The sequence below is a fragment of the Gemmatimonadota bacterium genome, assembly GCA_009841265.1.
In the GTDB taxonomy this organism is placed as follows: Bacteria; JAAXHH01; JAAXHH01; order JAAXHH01; family JAAXHH01; genus JAAXHH01.
In genome coordinates this window covers 285,145-302,021 of the sequence record VXMB01000009.1, presented here as the reverse complement: position 1 = coordinate 302,021, position 16,877 = coordinate 285,145, and the positions used below count along the sequence as shown (strand labels likewise).

At 61.3% G+C, this 16,877-nt stretch carries 17 protein-coding genes; 7 read left to right on the top strand and 10 right to left on the bottom strand.

Going from position 1 to position 16,877, the window contains the following annotated elements; all coding sequences use genetic code 11:
* Positions 1-50: 50 nt before the first annotated feature.
* The 7 genes from F4X08_06225 to F4X08_06195 form a co-directional block, all read right to left on the bottom strand.
* Complete coding sequence (locus F4X08_06225; protein MYD25389.1) at positions 51-1,244, bottom strand: hypothetical protein; 1,194 nt, start codon at positions 1,242-1,244, stop codon at positions 51-53.
* A gap of 114 nt (positions 1,245-1,358) precedes the next feature.
* Positions 1,359-2,573: an aminotransferase class I/II-fold pyridoxal phosphate-dependent enzyme gene (locus F4X08_06220; protein ID MYD25388.1), complete on the bottom strand. Its 1,215-nt coding sequence runs from the start codon at positions 2,571-2,573 to the stop codon at positions 1,359-1,361.
* A 48-nt stretch (positions 2,574-2,621) separates the two neighbouring features.
* The gene (locus F4X08_06215; protein ID MYD25387.1) at positions 2,622-3,395 is read right to left on the bottom strand and encodes a heme-copper oxidase subunit III; all 774 of its coding nucleotides are present in this window, start codon (positions 3,393-3,395) and stop codon (positions 2,622-2,624) included.
* 31 nt (positions 3,396-3,426) lie between these two features.
* On the bottom strand, positions 3,427-4,374 hold the full coding sequence (locus F4X08_06210; GenBank protein ID MYD25386.1) for an amidohydrolase family protein: 948 nt from the start codon (positions 4,372-4,374) through the stop codon (positions 3,427-3,429).
* Positions 4,293-5,288 carry an MBL fold metallo-hydrolase gene (locus F4X08_06205; protein ID MYD25385.1) on the bottom strand — a complete coding sequence of 332 codons (996 nt, stop codon included), beginning with the start codon at positions 5,286-5,288 and terminating at the stop codon, positions 4,293-4,295. The genes F4X08_06210 and F4X08_06205 overlap by 82 nt, the downstream gene beginning before the upstream one ends.
* A gap of 28 nt (positions 5,289-5,316) precedes the next feature.
* Positions 5,317-5,622 (bottom strand): hypothetical protein, encoded by a 306-nt coding sequence (locus tag F4X08_06200; GenBank protein ID MYD25384.1) that lies wholly within the window; start codon positions 5,620-5,622, stop codon positions 5,317-5,319.
* Between the two features lie 388 nt (positions 5,623-6,010).
* A complete protein-coding gene (locus tag F4X08_06195) occupies positions 6,011-7,126 on the bottom strand; it encodes a trypsin-like peptidase domain-containing protein (protein MYD25383.1) in 1,116 nt (371 codons plus the stop codon).
* Between the two features lie 286 nt (positions 7,127-7,412).
* Between F4X08_06195 and F4X08_06190 the strand changes: the two genes are divergently transcribed.
* Together F4X08_06190 and F4X08_06185 are read left to right on the top strand one after the other, a co-directional pair.
* Entirely contained in the window at positions 7,413-8,519 is a 1,107-nt protein-coding gene (locus tag F4X08_06190; protein MYD25382.1) for an aminotransferase class V-fold PLP-dependent enzyme, read from the top strand.
* Positions 8,520-8,552: 33 nt separating this feature from the next.
* Positions 8,553-8,867 carry an MTH1187 family thiamine-binding protein gene (locus tag F4X08_06185; protein MYD25381.1) on the top strand — a complete coding sequence of 105 codons (315 nt, stop codon included), beginning with the start codon at positions 8,553-8,555 and terminating at the stop codon, positions 8,865-8,867.
* Positions 8,868-8,918: 51 nt separating this feature from the next.
* Here F4X08_06185 and F4X08_06180 read toward each other — a convergent pair whose 3' ends face one another.
* A complete protein-coding gene (locus tag F4X08_06180; GenBank protein ID MYD25380.1) occupies positions 8,919-9,884 on the bottom strand; it encodes an aldo/keto reductase in 966 nt (321 codons plus the stop codon).
* Positions 9,885-10,025: 141 nt separating this feature from the next.
* Between F4X08_06180 and F4X08_06175 the strand changes: the two genes are divergently transcribed.
* The 5 genes from F4X08_06175 to F4X08_06155 all read left to right on the top strand — a co-directional run bounded on the left by F4X08_06175 (position 10,026) and on the right by F4X08_06155 (position 15,762).
* On the top strand, positions 10,026-10,856 hold the full coding sequence (locus tag F4X08_06175; protein ID MYD25379.1) for a phytanoyl-CoA dioxygenase family protein: 831 nt from the start codon (positions 10,026-10,028) through the stop codon (positions 10,854-10,856).
* A gap of 8 nt (positions 10,857-10,864) precedes the next feature.
* Entirely contained in the window at positions 10,865-12,328 is a 1,464-nt protein-coding gene (locus F4X08_06170) for a sulfatase-like hydrolase/transferase (GenBank protein ID MYD25378.1), read from the top strand.
* Positions 12,329-12,364: 36 nt separating this feature from the next.
* Positions 12,365-13,366: a hypothetical protein gene (locus tag F4X08_06165; protein MYD25377.1), complete on the top strand. Its 1,002-nt coding sequence runs from the start codon at positions 12,365-12,367 to the stop codon at positions 13,364-13,366.
* Between the two features lie 66 nt (positions 13,367-13,432).
* Complete coding sequence (locus F4X08_06160; GenBank protein ID MYD25376.1) at positions 13,433-14,638, top strand: hypothetical protein; 1,206 nt, start codon at positions 13,433-13,435, stop codon at positions 14,636-14,638.
* Positions 14,635-15,762 carry a hypothetical protein gene (locus F4X08_06155; protein ID MYD25375.1) on the top strand — a complete coding sequence of 376 codons (1,128 nt, stop codon included), beginning with the start codon at positions 14,635-14,637 and terminating at the stop codon, positions 15,760-15,762. The genes F4X08_06160 and F4X08_06155 overlap by 4 nt, the downstream gene beginning before the upstream one ends.
* A gap of 65 nt (positions 15,763-15,827) precedes the next feature.
* Here the strand turns inward: F4X08_06155 and F4X08_06150 are convergent, their stop codons facing one another.
* Together F4X08_06150 and F4X08_06145 are read right to left on the bottom strand one after the other, a co-directional pair.
* The gene (locus F4X08_06150) at positions 15,828-16,301 is read right to left on the bottom strand and encodes a metallophosphoesterase family protein (protein ID MYD25374.1); all 474 of its coding nucleotides are present in this window, start codon (positions 16,299-16,301) and stop codon (positions 15,828-15,830) included.
* A gap of 35 nt (positions 16,302-16,336) precedes the next feature.
* Complete coding sequence (locus F4X08_06145; GenBank protein ID MYD25373.1) at positions 16,337-16,750, bottom strand: DoxX family protein; 414 nt, start codon at positions 16,748-16,750, stop codon at positions 16,337-16,339.
* Positions 16,751-16,877: the final 127 nt, after the last annotated feature.

Here is a 16,877-nt window from a genome sequence, read left to right as displayed (position 1 = left end):
GAAACGCCATTCCCGGCCTGACCATTCCCGACCTGGCCATTCCCGTGCTATCAGGCAAAAATGGCGCGGTTGGAGATCCCCGAGCGGTAAGACGCCTGTTGAACGCCGCCGATGAACTGCGCGGTGCGGCCCGCCGGCGCCGATCCTTCGTACCACGCACTGAACGACGCATTGAACTCCTGTATCCAGGCCCGGTTCGCTTCGGTGTCGTCGCCGGCCACCACGTAGGCGTTGTTGAAGATGCCGTTCTCTTTGAGTCCGGTTCCGCCCGCCGCCTGGATGCGCGCATCCAGCGTCGAAAGCTGCAGGCCGGCGTCGTCGCCGCCCACGGCGCTGGTCATGACTTCGGTCACGCCGCCATAGTGAATGGAGGTCCAGGTGCTGAAACCGTCCTCCAGATCCCCGGACCGCGTGATGCTCACGTCGCCCGAGACCACCCGGGGCTGGGGTTCCACGATGCCGTCCAGGTTCGGGATGCGGGAGACCGGGTAGATCAGCCCGGCCGGCCGGTCGTCGCCGAAGTAGTCTTCGAAGACCCGGCGTACCGTATCGATCCTCTCCCAGGTTTTCCCGGGCGCGTCGTCGACGGCGACCAGGATTTCCATCCAAACGGTCTGCTTCCGGAAATCGTTGCCGGCTTCGGCGAAGGGTTTCTCGTAATGCTCGTCCAGCACGAAGGCCGTTTCCTCCGCCAGGTCGGACCCGAGGGACGTGATGACCTTGCCGTCGCGGGTGTGCATGACCGACGCGCCGCTCGGCTGGTGGTCCTGCCAGTATCCGTAGTCGATCACGCCGTTGCCGATGCTGACGTGCTCGCCACTGACGGCCTTGATCTGGACCTCGAACAGCGCCACGGGATCCGGGAAGCCCTCGGGGTGCGTAAACCGCGCCATGCGGTTGGAACGCAGCGGGCCGCCGGTCACCGCCTCGATCATCGGAGCGTACACGGCGTTGTAGTCGTCCTTGAGCCGGTCGCAGTCCTCGCGGTCACCGGAAGGAGTCGTCCAAAGCACGTCCGTCTTGTAGACGTCGGACCAATTCACGCCACAGATCGCCAGGTTCCTGTTCAGGTTCTCGATCGTGCCGAACCACTCGGAGCCCACGTCATTGGGATACTGCGTACCCACATTACCGCTCGGTTCGACCAGGCGGAATACGTGGTTGCGATCGTCCTTGACGAGCACTTCCGTGGGATTGGAAAAGATGGCGATGGGATTATGCCTGACGATGCTGACCTGTGCCATGTGGAGACTTCCTTTCGGATCGGATTAAATTGGCGGATATTCCAATGATTCAGGCCGTAGAAACTAAACGGTCGGACCGGCAAAAACAAGCGGGAAAAGAAATGGACGGCCATCCTATCCACGGCAAAACCGGGCGAAAACCTCCACGTGGCCACCGGCGATGTCTTCGTCCTCCGGAAGGCCGGTAACGTTCAGCCTGCAACGTCCGGGCGTGAAAACAGGATACAGATGGGCATCGTATATCACCGCCTGGGCCTTGTCCTCGACGCGGGGATTGCGGAAAAGGCCGGCATAACTGTCCGTGAACAGCTCGGAGAGCGGTGAACCGGCGCATTGGTCCTTCCAGGCTTTCTCCGCCGTGGCGACCCTCCGCAGTATGCCGGCGTGTTCACGCTCCAGGGATTCCAGGTCGTTGACCAGCGCGGAGACGAATGCCCGCGTTACCGGATGTTCGAAAGACGAACCCCGGGCGCGCGTCACCGAATTGGCCAGTGCCGCCAGTTCTCCCGACCGGGACGCGTCCGGCAGGTGCACCAGGAGCATCCCGCAGGGACGCAGGGCGAAGGTGCCGAAGGACTTGGTGGGGCTGATGGAGACCCAGAAGGGCACGTCGTTTTCGATGAAGGGCCGGATCTGGTCGTCGTAACTCATGGTCATGATCTCGTCGTATCCGTGGGACTCGAGGAGGCGGGCATACTCGAATCCGGAGTAGGCCCGGTCCAGCAGCACGGGGCGGCCCTTCGCCGCGGCCGCCCGTTCACGCATGGTCTCGAGGGACTGGACGCGGCCGGTCGTATTCATCGGACCGGCCTGGTAGATCCGCAGTAGATCCGGGGCGTCCATCACGTCACCGATGGGAAACTCGCGGCACGAGATCCTGCTCATCCGGGCGATCGCCTTGTATGCGGGCCAGGACAGTTCTTCCACGCCGATCGCCTGCAGGTCGGGATAGAGCTGCAGGGCCATCTCGACCGCGGTCTTCACCGCGCCGGTGCCCGCGTCCGAGGGAATCAGCAGCGAGAAGCGGTCCCAGTAGTCCTCGGGGATGCGCTGCCAGCGCAGCACGGCTTCCTTAAGCGGTGCTGCGAGGGACGCGGTGCTCATGTACTCGCCGAGCAGGCTGTGGTCTATTTCGGCCCTGGCATGGTTGAGCAGCGTCTCGGAGGTCGGCCAAGCCCGGCCCTTCCCGTCCACGACGATGCCGATGCCGTAGTTGTACCCTTCGGGGTCCTGGTCGCATACGATTTTCGCGATCTGGTTGGCGTCCTTGCCCTGGGCGCTCAGCGCTTCCGCCGTACGTTTCACGTCGACGCCGAAGGACGGTTTCATGTGTGCTCCGTTTCTATTTCAGGAAGGAAACGCTAAAGACGGAATGGCTCACAGGAGGTAGACGAAAACGAAAAGCAAGGGCCAGACGAGCACGACGAATCCCCAGAACATCCCGCCCATGGTCAATCCGTCGTGTGCTTCGCGGGTGTACGCGCCTTTTCCGAACTTGCGCGACACGTAGAGTAGTCCCAGGACGGCGATGAAGACGTGCAGCCCATGCATCCCAACCATGACGTAGAAAACCGCGCCGTAGATATTCTGGGAGACGGTCAGGCCGAAATCGATCAACCGGACCCATTCCACGCCCTGCACCACCAGGAACAGGATTCCGAGCAGCGTAGCCGTGATTAGCAATCGCCTTGAATACGGCACGATTCCGCGCCGAATGGACCGCCACGCTCCGAACATGGCCGCGCCGCTGCCCAGCAGGACAAGGGTGTTGAAAAAAGACATCATCACGGGGAGCCGGGGCTGGTCCGATGGGGGCCATTCCGGGTAGCCCGCCCGTACAACGGCGAACGTGACGATCAGCGTCAGGAAGAGGACGGCCTCGCTGGCGATGAACACCAGCATGCCCAGCACGTTGGTCCCCATGGCCGCCGGCGCCGCGGAAGGGGAACCGGGCGGTTCGTCGTCACCGCCGCCGCCACCGTCCCGGCCGTCACCGCCCCGGCCGCCACCGCCGTTTCCGGTGTCGCGTCGATACGATCCGGTACGCACCCCGGAGCCGGGGACACGTACCCACTCCCGGTCCCTGACTTCCGGTTCCAGCAGCTCAGTCTGCGTATCGGTTTGCGTACCGGGTTGTGTCACCACAGACATCTTTCCGGACTCCTGCCTTTCCCGGCGTCATTCACCCCAATCGATAAAAACGGCTGGCATTGTCGTGAAACAATTTGCGGTGGTCCTCTTCGGAGACGCCCGCCACCGCGGCAACGAGCGTTTCGAACCACGCCCGGTAGGTCGCCGCGAGCGTACAGACCGGCCAGTCGCTGCCGTACATCACCCGGTCGAATCCGAAGACGTCGATCAGATGGTCGATGTAAGGTCTCAGATCGTCCGCGGTCCAGTTTTCCTTCGCCCGGGTAACGAGTCCGGAAATCTTGCAGACCGTGTTGGGAAACCCGGCCAGCTGGTTCATGTAGTCCGCCCACGGCGCGAAACCGCCCGCCGCGATATCCGGCCCCCCGCAGTGGTTGATGGCGTGGGTCACGTCGGGGGTCGCGCGAACCAGGGTCACCGCCGCGTCCAGCTGCGTGACGTTGGCGCATAGTTCAAAGGTGTAGCCGTACTTCGGCAGCGCCTTGACGCCTTCGATCAGGGACGGCCAGCTGTAGAACGCTGGGTCTTCGTGATGCCAGGCCATGCGGCGAATGCCGACCACCATGGGATAGTCCGCGGCCAGCCGCTCCAGGGTTTCCTCGCGGTCCTCCGATTCCAGGGGCGCCGTGGGGACGATCGCGCCGATCATGCCGTCCTCGGCGGCTATGCGCACGAGCCGGTCCACCTCGGCCACCTCGGCACCGGGGGCGGGGTCCGCTTCGATATGTACGGACGTGGTGATATCGATGCCTTCGAACGCGGTCCGGTAGTCCTCCGGTCCATACCGCTGCCGAAGGGCGTCGAATCCTTCCAGCCAGGGATAGCTCAGTTCGGCCGTATCCCAGAGATGCTGATGCGCATCGATGATCTGCAAAGAAAACCTCCCGTTTTTGAACTTTATTCCGCCGAACCGTAACTGTTGAATATCGTCTCGATCCAGCGCGCTTCCGGGACGAAGTCGCTCGCGTAGCCGGCCCACTCACCCGGCAGGCCTGCCGCCTTGATCTCGTCGAGCGTCTTTCCCTCCGCCACCATCGCACGGACAGCATCCGTAGTCGCTACGAGCATGCCGTGGTAAGTCCGCAGGTCCGCCCGGTCGCCCAGATCGCCGTGTCCCGGTATGACCCGGGTGTCCGGTCCGATGATTTCCAGCACCTCGGCGATATTGCGGATCAGTCCGTCCACCGTACCACCGCTGCGCAGATCCACAAAGGGGAACCGTCCGTTGAAGAAGGTGTCCCCCATGTGCACCACGTCCGATCCCGTGAAGTAAACGTAACTGTCGTTGTCCGTGTGGGCGCCGGGCATATGCACCAGCCTGATCTCTTCCCCGTTGAAGTGGACCGAGACCTCCTCGTCGAAGGTGATCACCGGCCAGCCGTCCTCTACCATGGCGGGGATGGTCTGGACGCCCCGCTGCTCCGGCGTGGAGACCCGTTTGCGGACGTTCGTATGGGCGATGATGGTCGCCTCCAGGCCGAAGATGGGGTTGCCGCCGACATGATCGCCGTGAAAATGGGTGTTCAGGACGAACTTGAGGGGGCCCGCGTGCAGGCCCCGGAGGGCGGACTTGATCTTGTCGGCCAGCGGCGCGTACTGGTCGTCGACGATCAATATGCCGTCTTCGCCGACCGAAACGCCGATGTTCCCGCCGCTGCCGGTCAGCATGTAGATGTTTCCGACGACGGGGTGGGCTTCGACGACCACCTCATCCCAATTCTGCTGCGCATCGGCCGGGCCGGACACCAGGAATACGGCGGCGGCCATGAAGGTGTATATTCGTCTCATGGATTCGCTCCAGCTCCGATGTTCGATGCTTCCCGGACGCAACAATCCTTCCAGACCCCCTCGTGCAGCCGGAAGGCCGGCATTACGAGTATACGCATCATGCATGGGGCTGTCATGGGTATTCTACCGTTTGTCATTCGGAACGGTTGTAGAACGCTTCCGCCGTTTTGCAGGTGACAATCAAGGCGCCCAACATCAGGGCAAGGAAGAGGTACATCGGCCACGACGGAGCGTACCACCACGCCAGCGTGAAGAAGACGGCGCTAATGCAAGTACCTGGCAGGACCATCTTGTTGTATGCGACCTTGAACAGGACAAGGACGAACAATCCGAAGAAACCTTTGAGAATCAGTCCCCAAAATGTTCCCGGCAGCGCCAGAATCACGACGATGCAGAAGCAGATGAACAGGAGCAGGACTACAGGGAGTAATCGGTTCATTGCTCAAGTAGCAGGTTATGCTGGTAGTAACTTTCAGCGTCCTGCGGCAGCCCGGAAACACCGTCAAACCGCGCTGAACCACGCTCCGCGATGGTCGCAGTCCAGGAAGATAGCCATCGGCTATACGTCAATCTGCAAGGTGGGATAGACTGGAAAGACGAGCTATCCCAGGGGTTGACCGACGCACAATGCGCTGGTCAGGTCACGCGGAAGCATTGATGGGTGTTCAGGAAGCAGTTATTCGTCGAGGACTATTAACGCCACTCCGTTTATAGCGACACAGGAATATCCCTAGATATACCATGTACATCCGGTCACGGAAACTCCAGGCTGATCCAGACCACTTCCGCTTACACTTTTTGTCGCATTCCACCGGACAGGGCATCCGTCAGGGCAGGACGGTTTCTCCATTCCAGTTGTGCGGTTCCGGCTGATACTCCTCGTGGGGATAGGATCGATCGTCATATGAAGCGTCTTCGATGGAAACTGTAGACGCGATGACACTCGTATCGTTTCGGTTTTCCAGATAGTCGAGCAGATCCCACGCCGCCGATATATTGACACCAAAGTCTTCGGCAAGTTCCACTCTTCCTATGAGTTCTCCCGGCTCCTCGTCTTCCTCATCTTCATCGGGCAGCCTGATAGGAGTAACGAGTCCCGCGAAGTTGATGGCGATGATATACCCTTCATGATCGAAAATCGGACTGCCACTTGTACCGCCAAGGGTCCCCAGATTAGAGTGGATAATTTGGCCCGTATTTATGGGACTGGCGAAAAAAGCCTCATTGTAGAAGGGTCTGATGGCGCCGATCGTACCTTCCCTGAAGTTGGCGATCGGCAGTAAATTGAAAAAAGGAAGCAGTCCAGGGAAACCAAGGGTGCCGATCGGTTGACCTTCGCGCAGATCGTCGTTAAACTCCCGCGGCAGGAACTCGGGCGAGTCGTGGGTGATCTCGCCGCCGATGAGTTGTATCAGGGCAATATCCGGAGACCAGTTTTCTTCGTTATCGTATTCGGGATGAAGGACATAGGGCTCCCACAGATAGGTTTCGTCGCCTCCAAGCAGTGTGCCCGTACGTGTAGCGAGAAGATACCGCAGACTTTCCGCGTTTTCGGGATCGTTGTAAACCTCCAATGTGGACTCTACCACATGGGCGTTTGTCCAGAGCTTATCTGTGAAATAAGCGCTGAAGCCCGTACCGCTTGCTCTTATTTCGCCGTCGACGACTACGGAGATGAGATAGATCGCGTCCCGCAGCTTGCCTTTCTCGATAACCTCCGCCCAGTTGAGCATTTCACCGGTCTCGCCCTGGACACCCTGCTCACCCTGCTCACCCTGCTCACCCTGCACACCTTGTTCGCCCTGGGTGCCCTGTACACCTTGTTCTCCCTGGATCCCCTGGATACCCTGGATTCCCTGGGAGCCCTGAGGACCGACCGGTCCCGGTTCGCCCTTGCAGGACACCAAGACAACAGCCATGGCCATCATGATTACAACTCGCACGATTTCCACCCTTTTCTCGAAGGATACTTGACCGATTGACCACCAAGTACCCAATTCATAGATGACAGTCTGATCATGTTAAAACACAGATCAAAGGAAACTACTAGAATGCAGTTTTATTGCAATTGAATAATCATCAACAACAACATTAAACGTTAGACAGGTGCTTTGGGTGTAAGATAAATTGTCCTGGACCGCACATTCGCGCACGATTTTGCACAGCAAACTCTTCGCATGGTGTCAATATCGGAGTTGAAAGATCTGGAGCTACTACGAGGAGCCAACCATGCCATTTCAGGAATACCCTACCTACGATAGGATAGGTGTCCGTCCTCTCATCAACTGCAAGGGCACGCTGACCATGTACAGCGGATCGGTCATGCTGCCTGAAGTCCGCAGGGCTATGGCCGAAGCGTCAAGGAAGTACGTGCATATCGAAGAACTTATGGAAGGCGTCGGCAAGCGTATAGCCGAAGTCATGCAGGCGGAATTCGGACTCGTGACCAATGGGTGTGCGGCTGCGCTCTGCCAGGTCACCGCCGCCTGCGTGGCCGGAACGGATCCCGACCGGATCGCCCGGTTGCCGGACACCACGGGCATGAAGAACGAGGTCATCACGCTTAAGGCTCACAGGCATGTCTATGACCATGCCATTCGCATGGTGGGGATCACGCTCGTGGAAGTGGACGACGACCCGGATAGCCTGCGGGCCGCCTTCAACGAACGTACCGCCATGGTCGCCCTGTTCGGCGACCGCGCGGGCGACGGCGTAATGACCGTGGCCGAGATCGTCGACATCGCCCACGGCCATGGCGTTCCCGTTTTCGTGGACGCGGCCGCGGAACGACCGGATGTGCCCAATCCGTACCTGGCGGACGGCGTGGACGCCGTGGCCTACAGTGGCGGGAAGTGCCTCCGGGGGCCTCAGGCCTCCGGGCTGGTTCTCGGCCGGCGCGACCTGCTGTGGGCGGCTTTCATGAACGGTGCCCCGCATCATTCCATCGCGCGTCCCATGAAGGCGGGGAAAGAGGAGATCATGGGACTGCTGGCCGCCGTGGAGCAGTGGGTTCAGAGAGATCACGAAGCGGAATGGAAGGAATGGGAAGGATACCTCCAGACCGTGAACGATGCGGTCGGGGCGCTCCCGTCCATGCGGACGTCGATCCGGCTACCGGGCCGGTCCAACGTCGCGCCGGTCTTGCACATGAACTGGGAGACCTCGGAAATCGGCATCGAGCCGGACGAAGTCGTGCGCCTGTTGTCCGAAGGCGAACCCCGCGTCGAAATGGGCGGGGGCGACGGCCTGTCCATCATGCCCTATATGATGGAGCCCGGCGAGGATGCCCTGGTGGCCGCACGACTCAGGGAGATCCTTGAACCGCGGGTAAACTGAACCGCGGGTGAAGTGAACCAGAGAGAGGACGCTATGAAAGTCATCGTCGATCTGTGCGTGGTGCCTATCGGAGTCGGGGTATCGGTTTCAGCGTACGTTACGGCCTGTGAAAGAGTCCTGAGAAAGGCGGGGTTGAAGACGTTCATGCACGCTTACGGGACCAATATCGAAGGAGAGTGGGAAGAAGTCTTCGAGGCCGTGAAGCAATGCCACGAGACGGTGCACGAAATGGGCGCTCCGCGGATTTCCACGACCATCCGGCTGGGTACGCGAACCGACCGTGCGCAGACCATTGAAGAGAAGATCGAGAGCGTCGAACGGAAGTTGAGAGACGAATCTTCGTCGTGACCAGCCAGGCCGGTCGCGCCGGCCAGTCCAGCCATGAAATCACGGCGGCCACTAGTTCCCGACGGGTTCGCTGATGTGGCCGAAGAGCCGCTGTACGCGCTTCACTTGCATTTCGGGAAGCGGTCCCCTGGCGATGCTGCGGATGTTCTGCTCGATCTTGTCCAGGGTCACCGCACTGCAGACGGCGGTGGTGACGCCCTCGGTGTAGACGACGAAACGGTAGGCCGCTTCGACCAGCGATGCGATATCGGCATCTTCGAGCAGGAAGTCGTACGGGGAATGGGGGTCGATGGACTCGTCCAGCAGTTCCTGCCGCTGCAGGTCTTCGATCGTCTCGGCAAGCCGCGCCGGGTTCTTGAAGATGTTACGCACCGAGAAGATGTTCATGACGCCGACATCGTGCTCTATGCAGTAGGGAAAGACCGTATGGCGGGCCGACTGGTTGAGCATGCTGTAGGCGATCATGATGACGTCCAGCGTTCCGGTGGGCACCGCAGCCTGCAACCAGGCATGGGCGCCGTCTGTCAACGCGGTTTCGCTGGATCCGAGGAAACGTATCTTGCCCTGTCGGCACAGTCGTTCGAGCACGGGGAACAACTCGTTGATCATGTAATCGAAGTCGGCTTTTTCCGTCGCGGCGATCAGTGCCACGTCGATCTCGTCAACCCCCAGGCGGCGAAGGCTGGTCTCGATGGATTCCGTGATGTGCGCCGGTGTCTTCAGGTTCGGCCCGCTTTCCTCGTCGAACTGCGAGAGTACAACCCGTGTGGCGACGTAGTACCGATCTCGCGGAATGCTTCGAAAGGCCCGCCCGAGGATCGCCTCGGCTTCAAGGTAGCCGGGAGACGTATCGAAGAGATTGATGCCCAGGTCCAGGACCCCGTGCACCAGCCGGTGCATCTCCGGTTCGGTCAGCGGAGGATCGCTGGTCTGCCCCAGCCGGTTGAAACCGCCGGATCCCATACTCAGCGTAGAAACTTTCAAACCGGTTCGGCCGAGGGGGCGGTACGAAACCATATCAACTCCTTACGGTGTTACCTTTGGCGAGAATCGCCTTTACAAAATGGCCGGTTTTGAATATCGATCTTTAATCGCAGTTCAGCTTCAGAAACCACCTCAATCGATACACTGAATAAACTCTAAGCTTAAGGAACGGGCATGTCAACCTTCGAAGACCTGGTCAAGCGTATCAAGATCGAGGGCTGGTGCGTCGTAGACGGTGTGATACCCCCCGATGAAGTGGTGAAGGTCCGCGACAGCCTGGTCGCCACGGCGGATGGCCGGCCCGAGGATCTGGAAAACGGTCGGCATGCCGTTCGCGGGATCATCGCCTACGATCCGGCGATCGCCCCGTATCTGTCCGACGATCGAATCATGGGGGTCGCCGAAGCGTTTTTCGGCATGCACGTCCGTATATCCATGACCACGGGCGTCATTCTCCACCCCGGATTTCCCCGGACGGACGAACCGGGCGGGGGCCTGCACTCGGACTGGCCCTTCGGGCAGAGCTACGACTATCGCATCCCGGCGCCCTATCCGGACGCGCCACTGCTGCTGACCAGCCTCTGGATGCTCACGCCCTTTACCCGGGAGAACGGCGGCACGGTACTGGTGCCCGGAAGCCACAAGGCGAGCAATAACCCGACGGGCGACAGCAGCCTGGTGCCAGGAACGACGCATCCGTCGGAAATCCGGGCCGAAGGGAAGCCGGGGAGCGTACTGCTCTTCGACAGCCGAACCTGGCATATCAACGGACATAACCACAGCGACGAGACCCGCATGGCGATCATCGCCCGTTACGCGGCGTGGTGGTTCAACCTCAATCCGATTATACCCGGCCTGTCGGACTTCGAACGCGATGCGGCCAACCGGGGATTCCGGCCGGACGACGTCGTGCCGCTAACCCCGGAGCAATACGAAGCGCTGCCCGAACGCACCAGGCCCCTGTTCCACCACATCGTCATCGGGCAGCAGGTACTTCCGTCCTAAAGGAATCCATGAAACGAAGCAGCCGCCCCAACGTCGTCCTCATCTGCGCCGACCAGCTTCGCGGCGACACCCTGGGTATCGCGGGCCACCCCGTGGTCCACACGCCCGGCATCGACGCCCTCGCCCATACCGGACACTACTTCCCCCGCGCGGTCTCGGAGGTCCCCTCCTGCGTGGGCGCCCGCCGGACGCTCTTCAGCGGCCAGTGGCCGGTCACCCACGGCATGGTCGGTTTCGACGACATGGCGCCGTGGGACGAGCCGGACACGCTCTGCCGGGTTTTCCAGCGCAGTGGATACAAGACCTACTGTATCGGGAAAAGACATGTCTTTCCCCAGGACGAGCCCTACGGCTTCGACCGTATCATCGCCCACGAGGAAGGCCGGTTCCTGTCTTCCGGATACCGCGACGACTACCTGGACTGGCTCGCCGACCAGGGCTGGGGCGACTTCGGCCTGTTCAACGCGGGCGTGACCAACAACGGGTACACAGCCCGTCCCTGCGTCTTTCCCGAGGAACTCCACGTGACCACCTGGACGGCGACGCAGGCCATTCGCGTTATGGACGAGCACGTCCGGGACCACGGCCGGGACACGCCCTTCTTTCTCTTCGTGTCCTTCAGCAAGCCCCATCCGCCCTGGGACCCGCCCGCGTTCTTCTACGAGCGGTACGCAAACGACCCCGACCTGCCCGATCCGGTCATCGGCGATCCGTCGCGATACGTAGGTGGACGCATGTCCTTCGTCAAGGCCCACGGCCCCTTCCCGGAAGCGGAATACCTCCCCCTGTCCCTCAAGAACGTCCGTCGGGCCCGGGCGGGCTACTACGGATGCATCGATCACGTGGACACCCAGATCACGCGGTTCACCTATCACATGTGGCGCATGCTCCAGCTGCGCAACCTCGTCTTCGCCTTCGTCGGCGACCACGGCGACATGCTGGGCGATCACCATTACTGGGCCAAGTCATACGGGTACGAGGGTTCGATCCGCGTGCCCTTCGTCCTGAATTTCCCCGCGCAGATGGACCTCCCCGCGGGCGTCCGGCACCCCGATACGACCGTGGGCCTGGCCGACCTGATGCCGACGCTGCTCGACGTGTGCGGCCTGCCCCCTCCCGGCCGCATGGACGGCCGTTCGCTCATGCCGCTCGTGCGGGGCGAAGCGGACCGGCTGGACCGGGAGCGACTGCACGCCGAACACCTCGAATTCGGCCACTACCTGGTCGGCCACGGGGACAAGCTCATCTGGCATTACCGGACCGGGCAGTTCGAGTACTACGATCTCCAGGAAGACCCGCTCGAGTGCCGGAACCTGTACAGCGATGATCGTCCCAGGGCCCGGACCCTTCGAGACCAGCTGCGTGGCCTGATCGTGGACCAGGGCCGGGAGAAAGACTTCATGCGCGACGGGGACTTAAGCAATGAAGTCGCCCAGCGCCACACGCACGAGTTCCCGCCCTACGCCGTGTAGGGATGATGCCCCGCTGAAACCACGCTGAGGTACGGCATGGAAGAACCTTTCGAGCCCACCTATGACCGCAGGGGGCTGCGTCCCCGTTATCCCGAATCGATTCCGCCCGGGAAGATCCGCGAGAAGTTGCTCGAACTCTTCGGCATGGCGGACATCCCGGTGCAGGTCGACTATTCTGTGGGCGATTCCAGGGTGGAAGACGGCATACGGCTCACGGACCTGACCTACGCCAATTCCCACGCAGAGACGGTCCCGGCCATCCTGATCGAGCCCCTGGACGACCCGGCCGAACACCTGCCGGGCGTGGTCTGCGTACCGGGCACGGGCGGATCGGCCGAGCGCATGGCCCTCGAGCGGTACTTCAAGGACGGTCCGAACGAGCCGCCCCTCTACGGATGGGCCCGGGAGCTTGCACGGCGGGGCTACGTCACGCTGGCCATTTCGCCCAAGGGTTGCCACGGCCGGGGTACGATCGAGGAGTCCTGGTACATCGAGCTCAAGCACCTGCTCGCTTACGGCATCTCGCAGATGGGACTCCTCGTGGAGGAAGCGCTCAGGGGCGTCCGCGTGCTCCAGGTCCAGGACCGGATCGGACACAACAAGGTGGGACTGACGGGCATGTCCCTGGGAGGCAACGCCACGTGGTACGCCATGGCCTGCGCCCCGTGGCTGGCGGCCGGTGTGCCCATCTGCGGCGGCGTGGGACAGATGGAAAGCGTCATTCAGGGAGGCGACCTGTACCGCCACAGCGCCTACTTCTACGTGCCCCACATGCTCCGCTACTTCGACCATCCCGAGATCGTCGCGCACTGCATCGCGCCGCGTCCCTTCATGATGGTGGCCCCCACGTCGGACGAGGACATGCCGAAGTCCGGGGTCGACGCGCTCATTCGCACGGTGGCGCCGGTATACCGCGACGCCGGCGCCGGCGACCACTTCCGCGTTTACCAGCCCGATGGCAACCACGTCTTCCGGTTCGAGTACTTCGAGTGGATGGTGGACTGGTTCGACCGTTTTCTCAAGGGAGATTCTGCTTGACGATCATGGTAGATCGACCTTACTTTAACTGCGTTCCCTTCAACATGTTGCAGGCAGGATGACATCGTGAGCGAATCTGCCAGAGATCCTAACGAATCGGGCGACTCCCCGGAAATCGTCGGTCCGGATCAATCCGTGCTTTCCGACGAGGAAGTGCTGACCGAGGGACCGCAGTACAACGCGCCGCCCCCGAAGAAGCGCGTGAAGTGGTACCGGTGCCGCGTCACGCGGGAACAACTGGCCAGCCTCAACCGGCGCAGCGATTTCCTGGGATTCGTACAGACCCTGGGCTATCTCGCCGTCCTGGCCGCCGGCGCCGGCGCCGCCATCTACTCCTCCCTCTACTGGCCGTGGTATATTACGATACTCCTGGTATTCATCAACGGCCATTTCTGGCATTTCCTGGTCAACGGATTTCACGAACTGGTCCATGATTCCGTCTTCAGGACCCGCTGGCTGAACCGCTTTTTCCTCCGCGTGTATTCCTTCCTGGGATGGCACAACCACCACCACTTCTGGGCGAGCCACACCGAACATCATAAGTATACGCTGCACCATCCGGACGACCAGGAGGTGGTCCTTCCCGCGAAGTTCGACATGCGGAACCTGTGGAAGTCGTCGATCGTCAACTATCGTTATCCCTACGACCTGGTGAAAGGCAGGCTGGCGGCCGTCGCGGGCAAGATTCCGGACGATAAGTGGTCGCAGGAGCTCTTTCCGGAAAGCGACCCGGAGCGGCGCAGGGCCTACACCAACTGGGAACGCTTCATGTTCACCGGCCACATGCTGATCGCGGGCGTCTCGCTGGCCTACGGGCTGTGGGTCGTGCTCCTGGTCATCACCTTCCCTAAGATGATCGGCTCCTGGCTGCAGTTCCTGTGCAACGCGACCCAGCACGTGGGCCTGCAGGACGAAATCCCCGACTTCCGCCTGTGCTGCAGGACCTTCTATATCAACCCCGTCCTGCAGTTCCTGTACTGGCACATGAACTACCATACCGAGCACCACATGTACGCCGCGGTTCCCTGCTATAAACTGGGCAGGCTGCACCGGCTCATCAAGCACGAAATGCCCTACTGCACCAGCGGGTTATGGGAAACCTGGAAGCAGATCATCCAGATCATGGACCGCCAGGCGGTGGAACCCGATTACCAGTATATCGCCGAGCTTCCGGCGGCCGCATCATCACCCGGGACCGCACCCGCGCCGGCGACTCCTCCCGCACCCGCGAACGCGTCCGCGACCCCTCCCGCACCCCGTAAATCCGCATGAAAATCACCGGCATCAGGCTGTTCGTACTCGAAGATCCCGACCAGCCGCAGTACTATCACGTATTGAAGCAGGTCCCCGGCCTGAGGCGCACGCAGTATACCCACGGCAGCAGATCCCATCCCAAAACCGGAAAGCTGCGGCAGCACTTCATCCGGGTCGAGACCGATGAGGGCATCGAGGGCACGTGCACGACCACGATGGACCGGGAGCAGGTGGAGATCCTGCGGACACAGGTGATGGGCAAGAACCCGCTGAACCGCGAAGAACTGTTCCAGCTGCTTCACAAGGGCACGCGCTGGCTCTACCAGAAGCCCGGCTGGTTCGGGGACTTCGACAATTGCCTGTGGGACATCGCGGGCAAGAAGGCGGTTCTGCCGGTCTACGCCCTGATCGGACGGGTCCGGGACCGGTTCCCGGTGTATCTGACCGGAGGAGATTCCGATATCGGGACCTACCTGCAGATGATCGAAGACGGCAGGGAATACGGCGTAAACGCCTACAAGTTCCACACCTACAAGGGCGGCAAGGCGGACATCCCGATCTTCAGGGAAGTGCGGAGGATCGTCGGTCCCGACTACCTGCTGCTGAACGACCCGGTCTGTTCCTACACGCTGCAGGAAGCCATCGAAGTGGGACGGGTCATGGAGGAACTGGACTTCGTCTGGCTGGAAGAGCCGATGCACGAACACAAGGAGCATCAGTACCGGGAACTGTGCAGGGAGCTGACCATTCCGGTGATGGGGAACGAAACGCTGATGCACGACCTGGGTATTTCGACGCAGCGGCTGATTTCAGGGGCGACCGACCTGCTGCGCGCCAACGCACGGCATGGGACCACGCAGGTCCTCAAGATGGCCCATTTCGCCGAAATGTACGACACCAACATCGAGTTGAACGCCGAGGGCGGCCTCTTCGGACTCGTCCACGCCCATCTCGGATGTTGTATCGACAACACGGGGTTCTACGAGACCGGAGCCCACGGATTCGTAGACACGGCCAGCACCTGGGGCATGGTCAACAAGCCGCTCGTAGCGGACGGCCACATCGTACCGCCCGATGGTCCGGGCTGGGGCGCTGAGTGGGACATCGAGCGCTTCGAGGCCATGACCGTGGCGAAGTATTGATTTCGCATTCGCCGCCCGCTGCTCGCCGTCCACTACCGCCCGCCGCCGAAACGACGGTCCACGAACTACACTTCCAGATACTTGATCTCACCACGTATATACTTTGTAGATACCTGCAGACGGGCAACCGAGACGGGAAGACTGAAACGGCGGGGTCCTGCGGAGCCGGGATTGAGCTGCCATACCCCATCGCCGCGCTGGTCCCATACCGGCCGGTGGGAATGGCCGTAAACGACCACGTCGATACCTGCCGCGGCCGGATCCACGTTCAGGTCTTCGATATCGTGGACCACGTAAATCGACCGGCCCCCAACCTCCAGCAATTCGGTCACCGGCAGGCGCGCCGCCCAGGACTGGTAGTCCGTGTTCCCCCGCACTACCGTTACCGGTGCGATCGCCGACAGGTCGTCCAGGATATCTTCGCCGCCCACGTCCCCACCGTGAATGATCCTTTCCACCCCCTCCAGCGCGTCCAGGGCCTCTGGTCGCAACAGGCCGTGGGTATCTGAAATCACTCCTATCTCGACGGTCTGTCTCATGGATCTCCGCGTCCGATTCGGTGCCATCGGGGCCGCTAGGACTGGTCTTTCGTGGTGCCCGGCATCAGGCTGTACTTGCCCGGACCGGCAAACCAGAGGGCGATGTATACGGCGCAGAGTTCCATGGCGTGCGATGCGCCGTTGAGTCCCGAAGCCGGATCGTCCGCAGGCAGCGACAGGTGACGCAGCATGGCCATCAGCATGGTTAGCGCGAGCAACGTCGTCGCGGGCCGGAAGAACACGCCGAGCATCACGAGGATCGAGCAGAAGAATTCCGCGAACCCGGCCATGAACCCCCAGAACGCCGGGAGGAAGCTGATGCCGACCAGTTCCATGTTACCGCCGATGGCAGCCCACCGCCCGGGATTGGAAATCTTGCCCCAACCGTGAAAGGCCGCCATGCTGAAGCCGATCACGATGCGGATGATGAGCAGGCCGAGGTCGGTCATGCCGAGATTCTTCGTTAGGAAGCACATCAGTCTGTTCATTTTGTTATCCTTGTGGGATGGGTGAATCCATGTCGAACCGATTAAGAAAAACAACTGTGTACACGCAACGTCGAGCGGGATGGAGTGT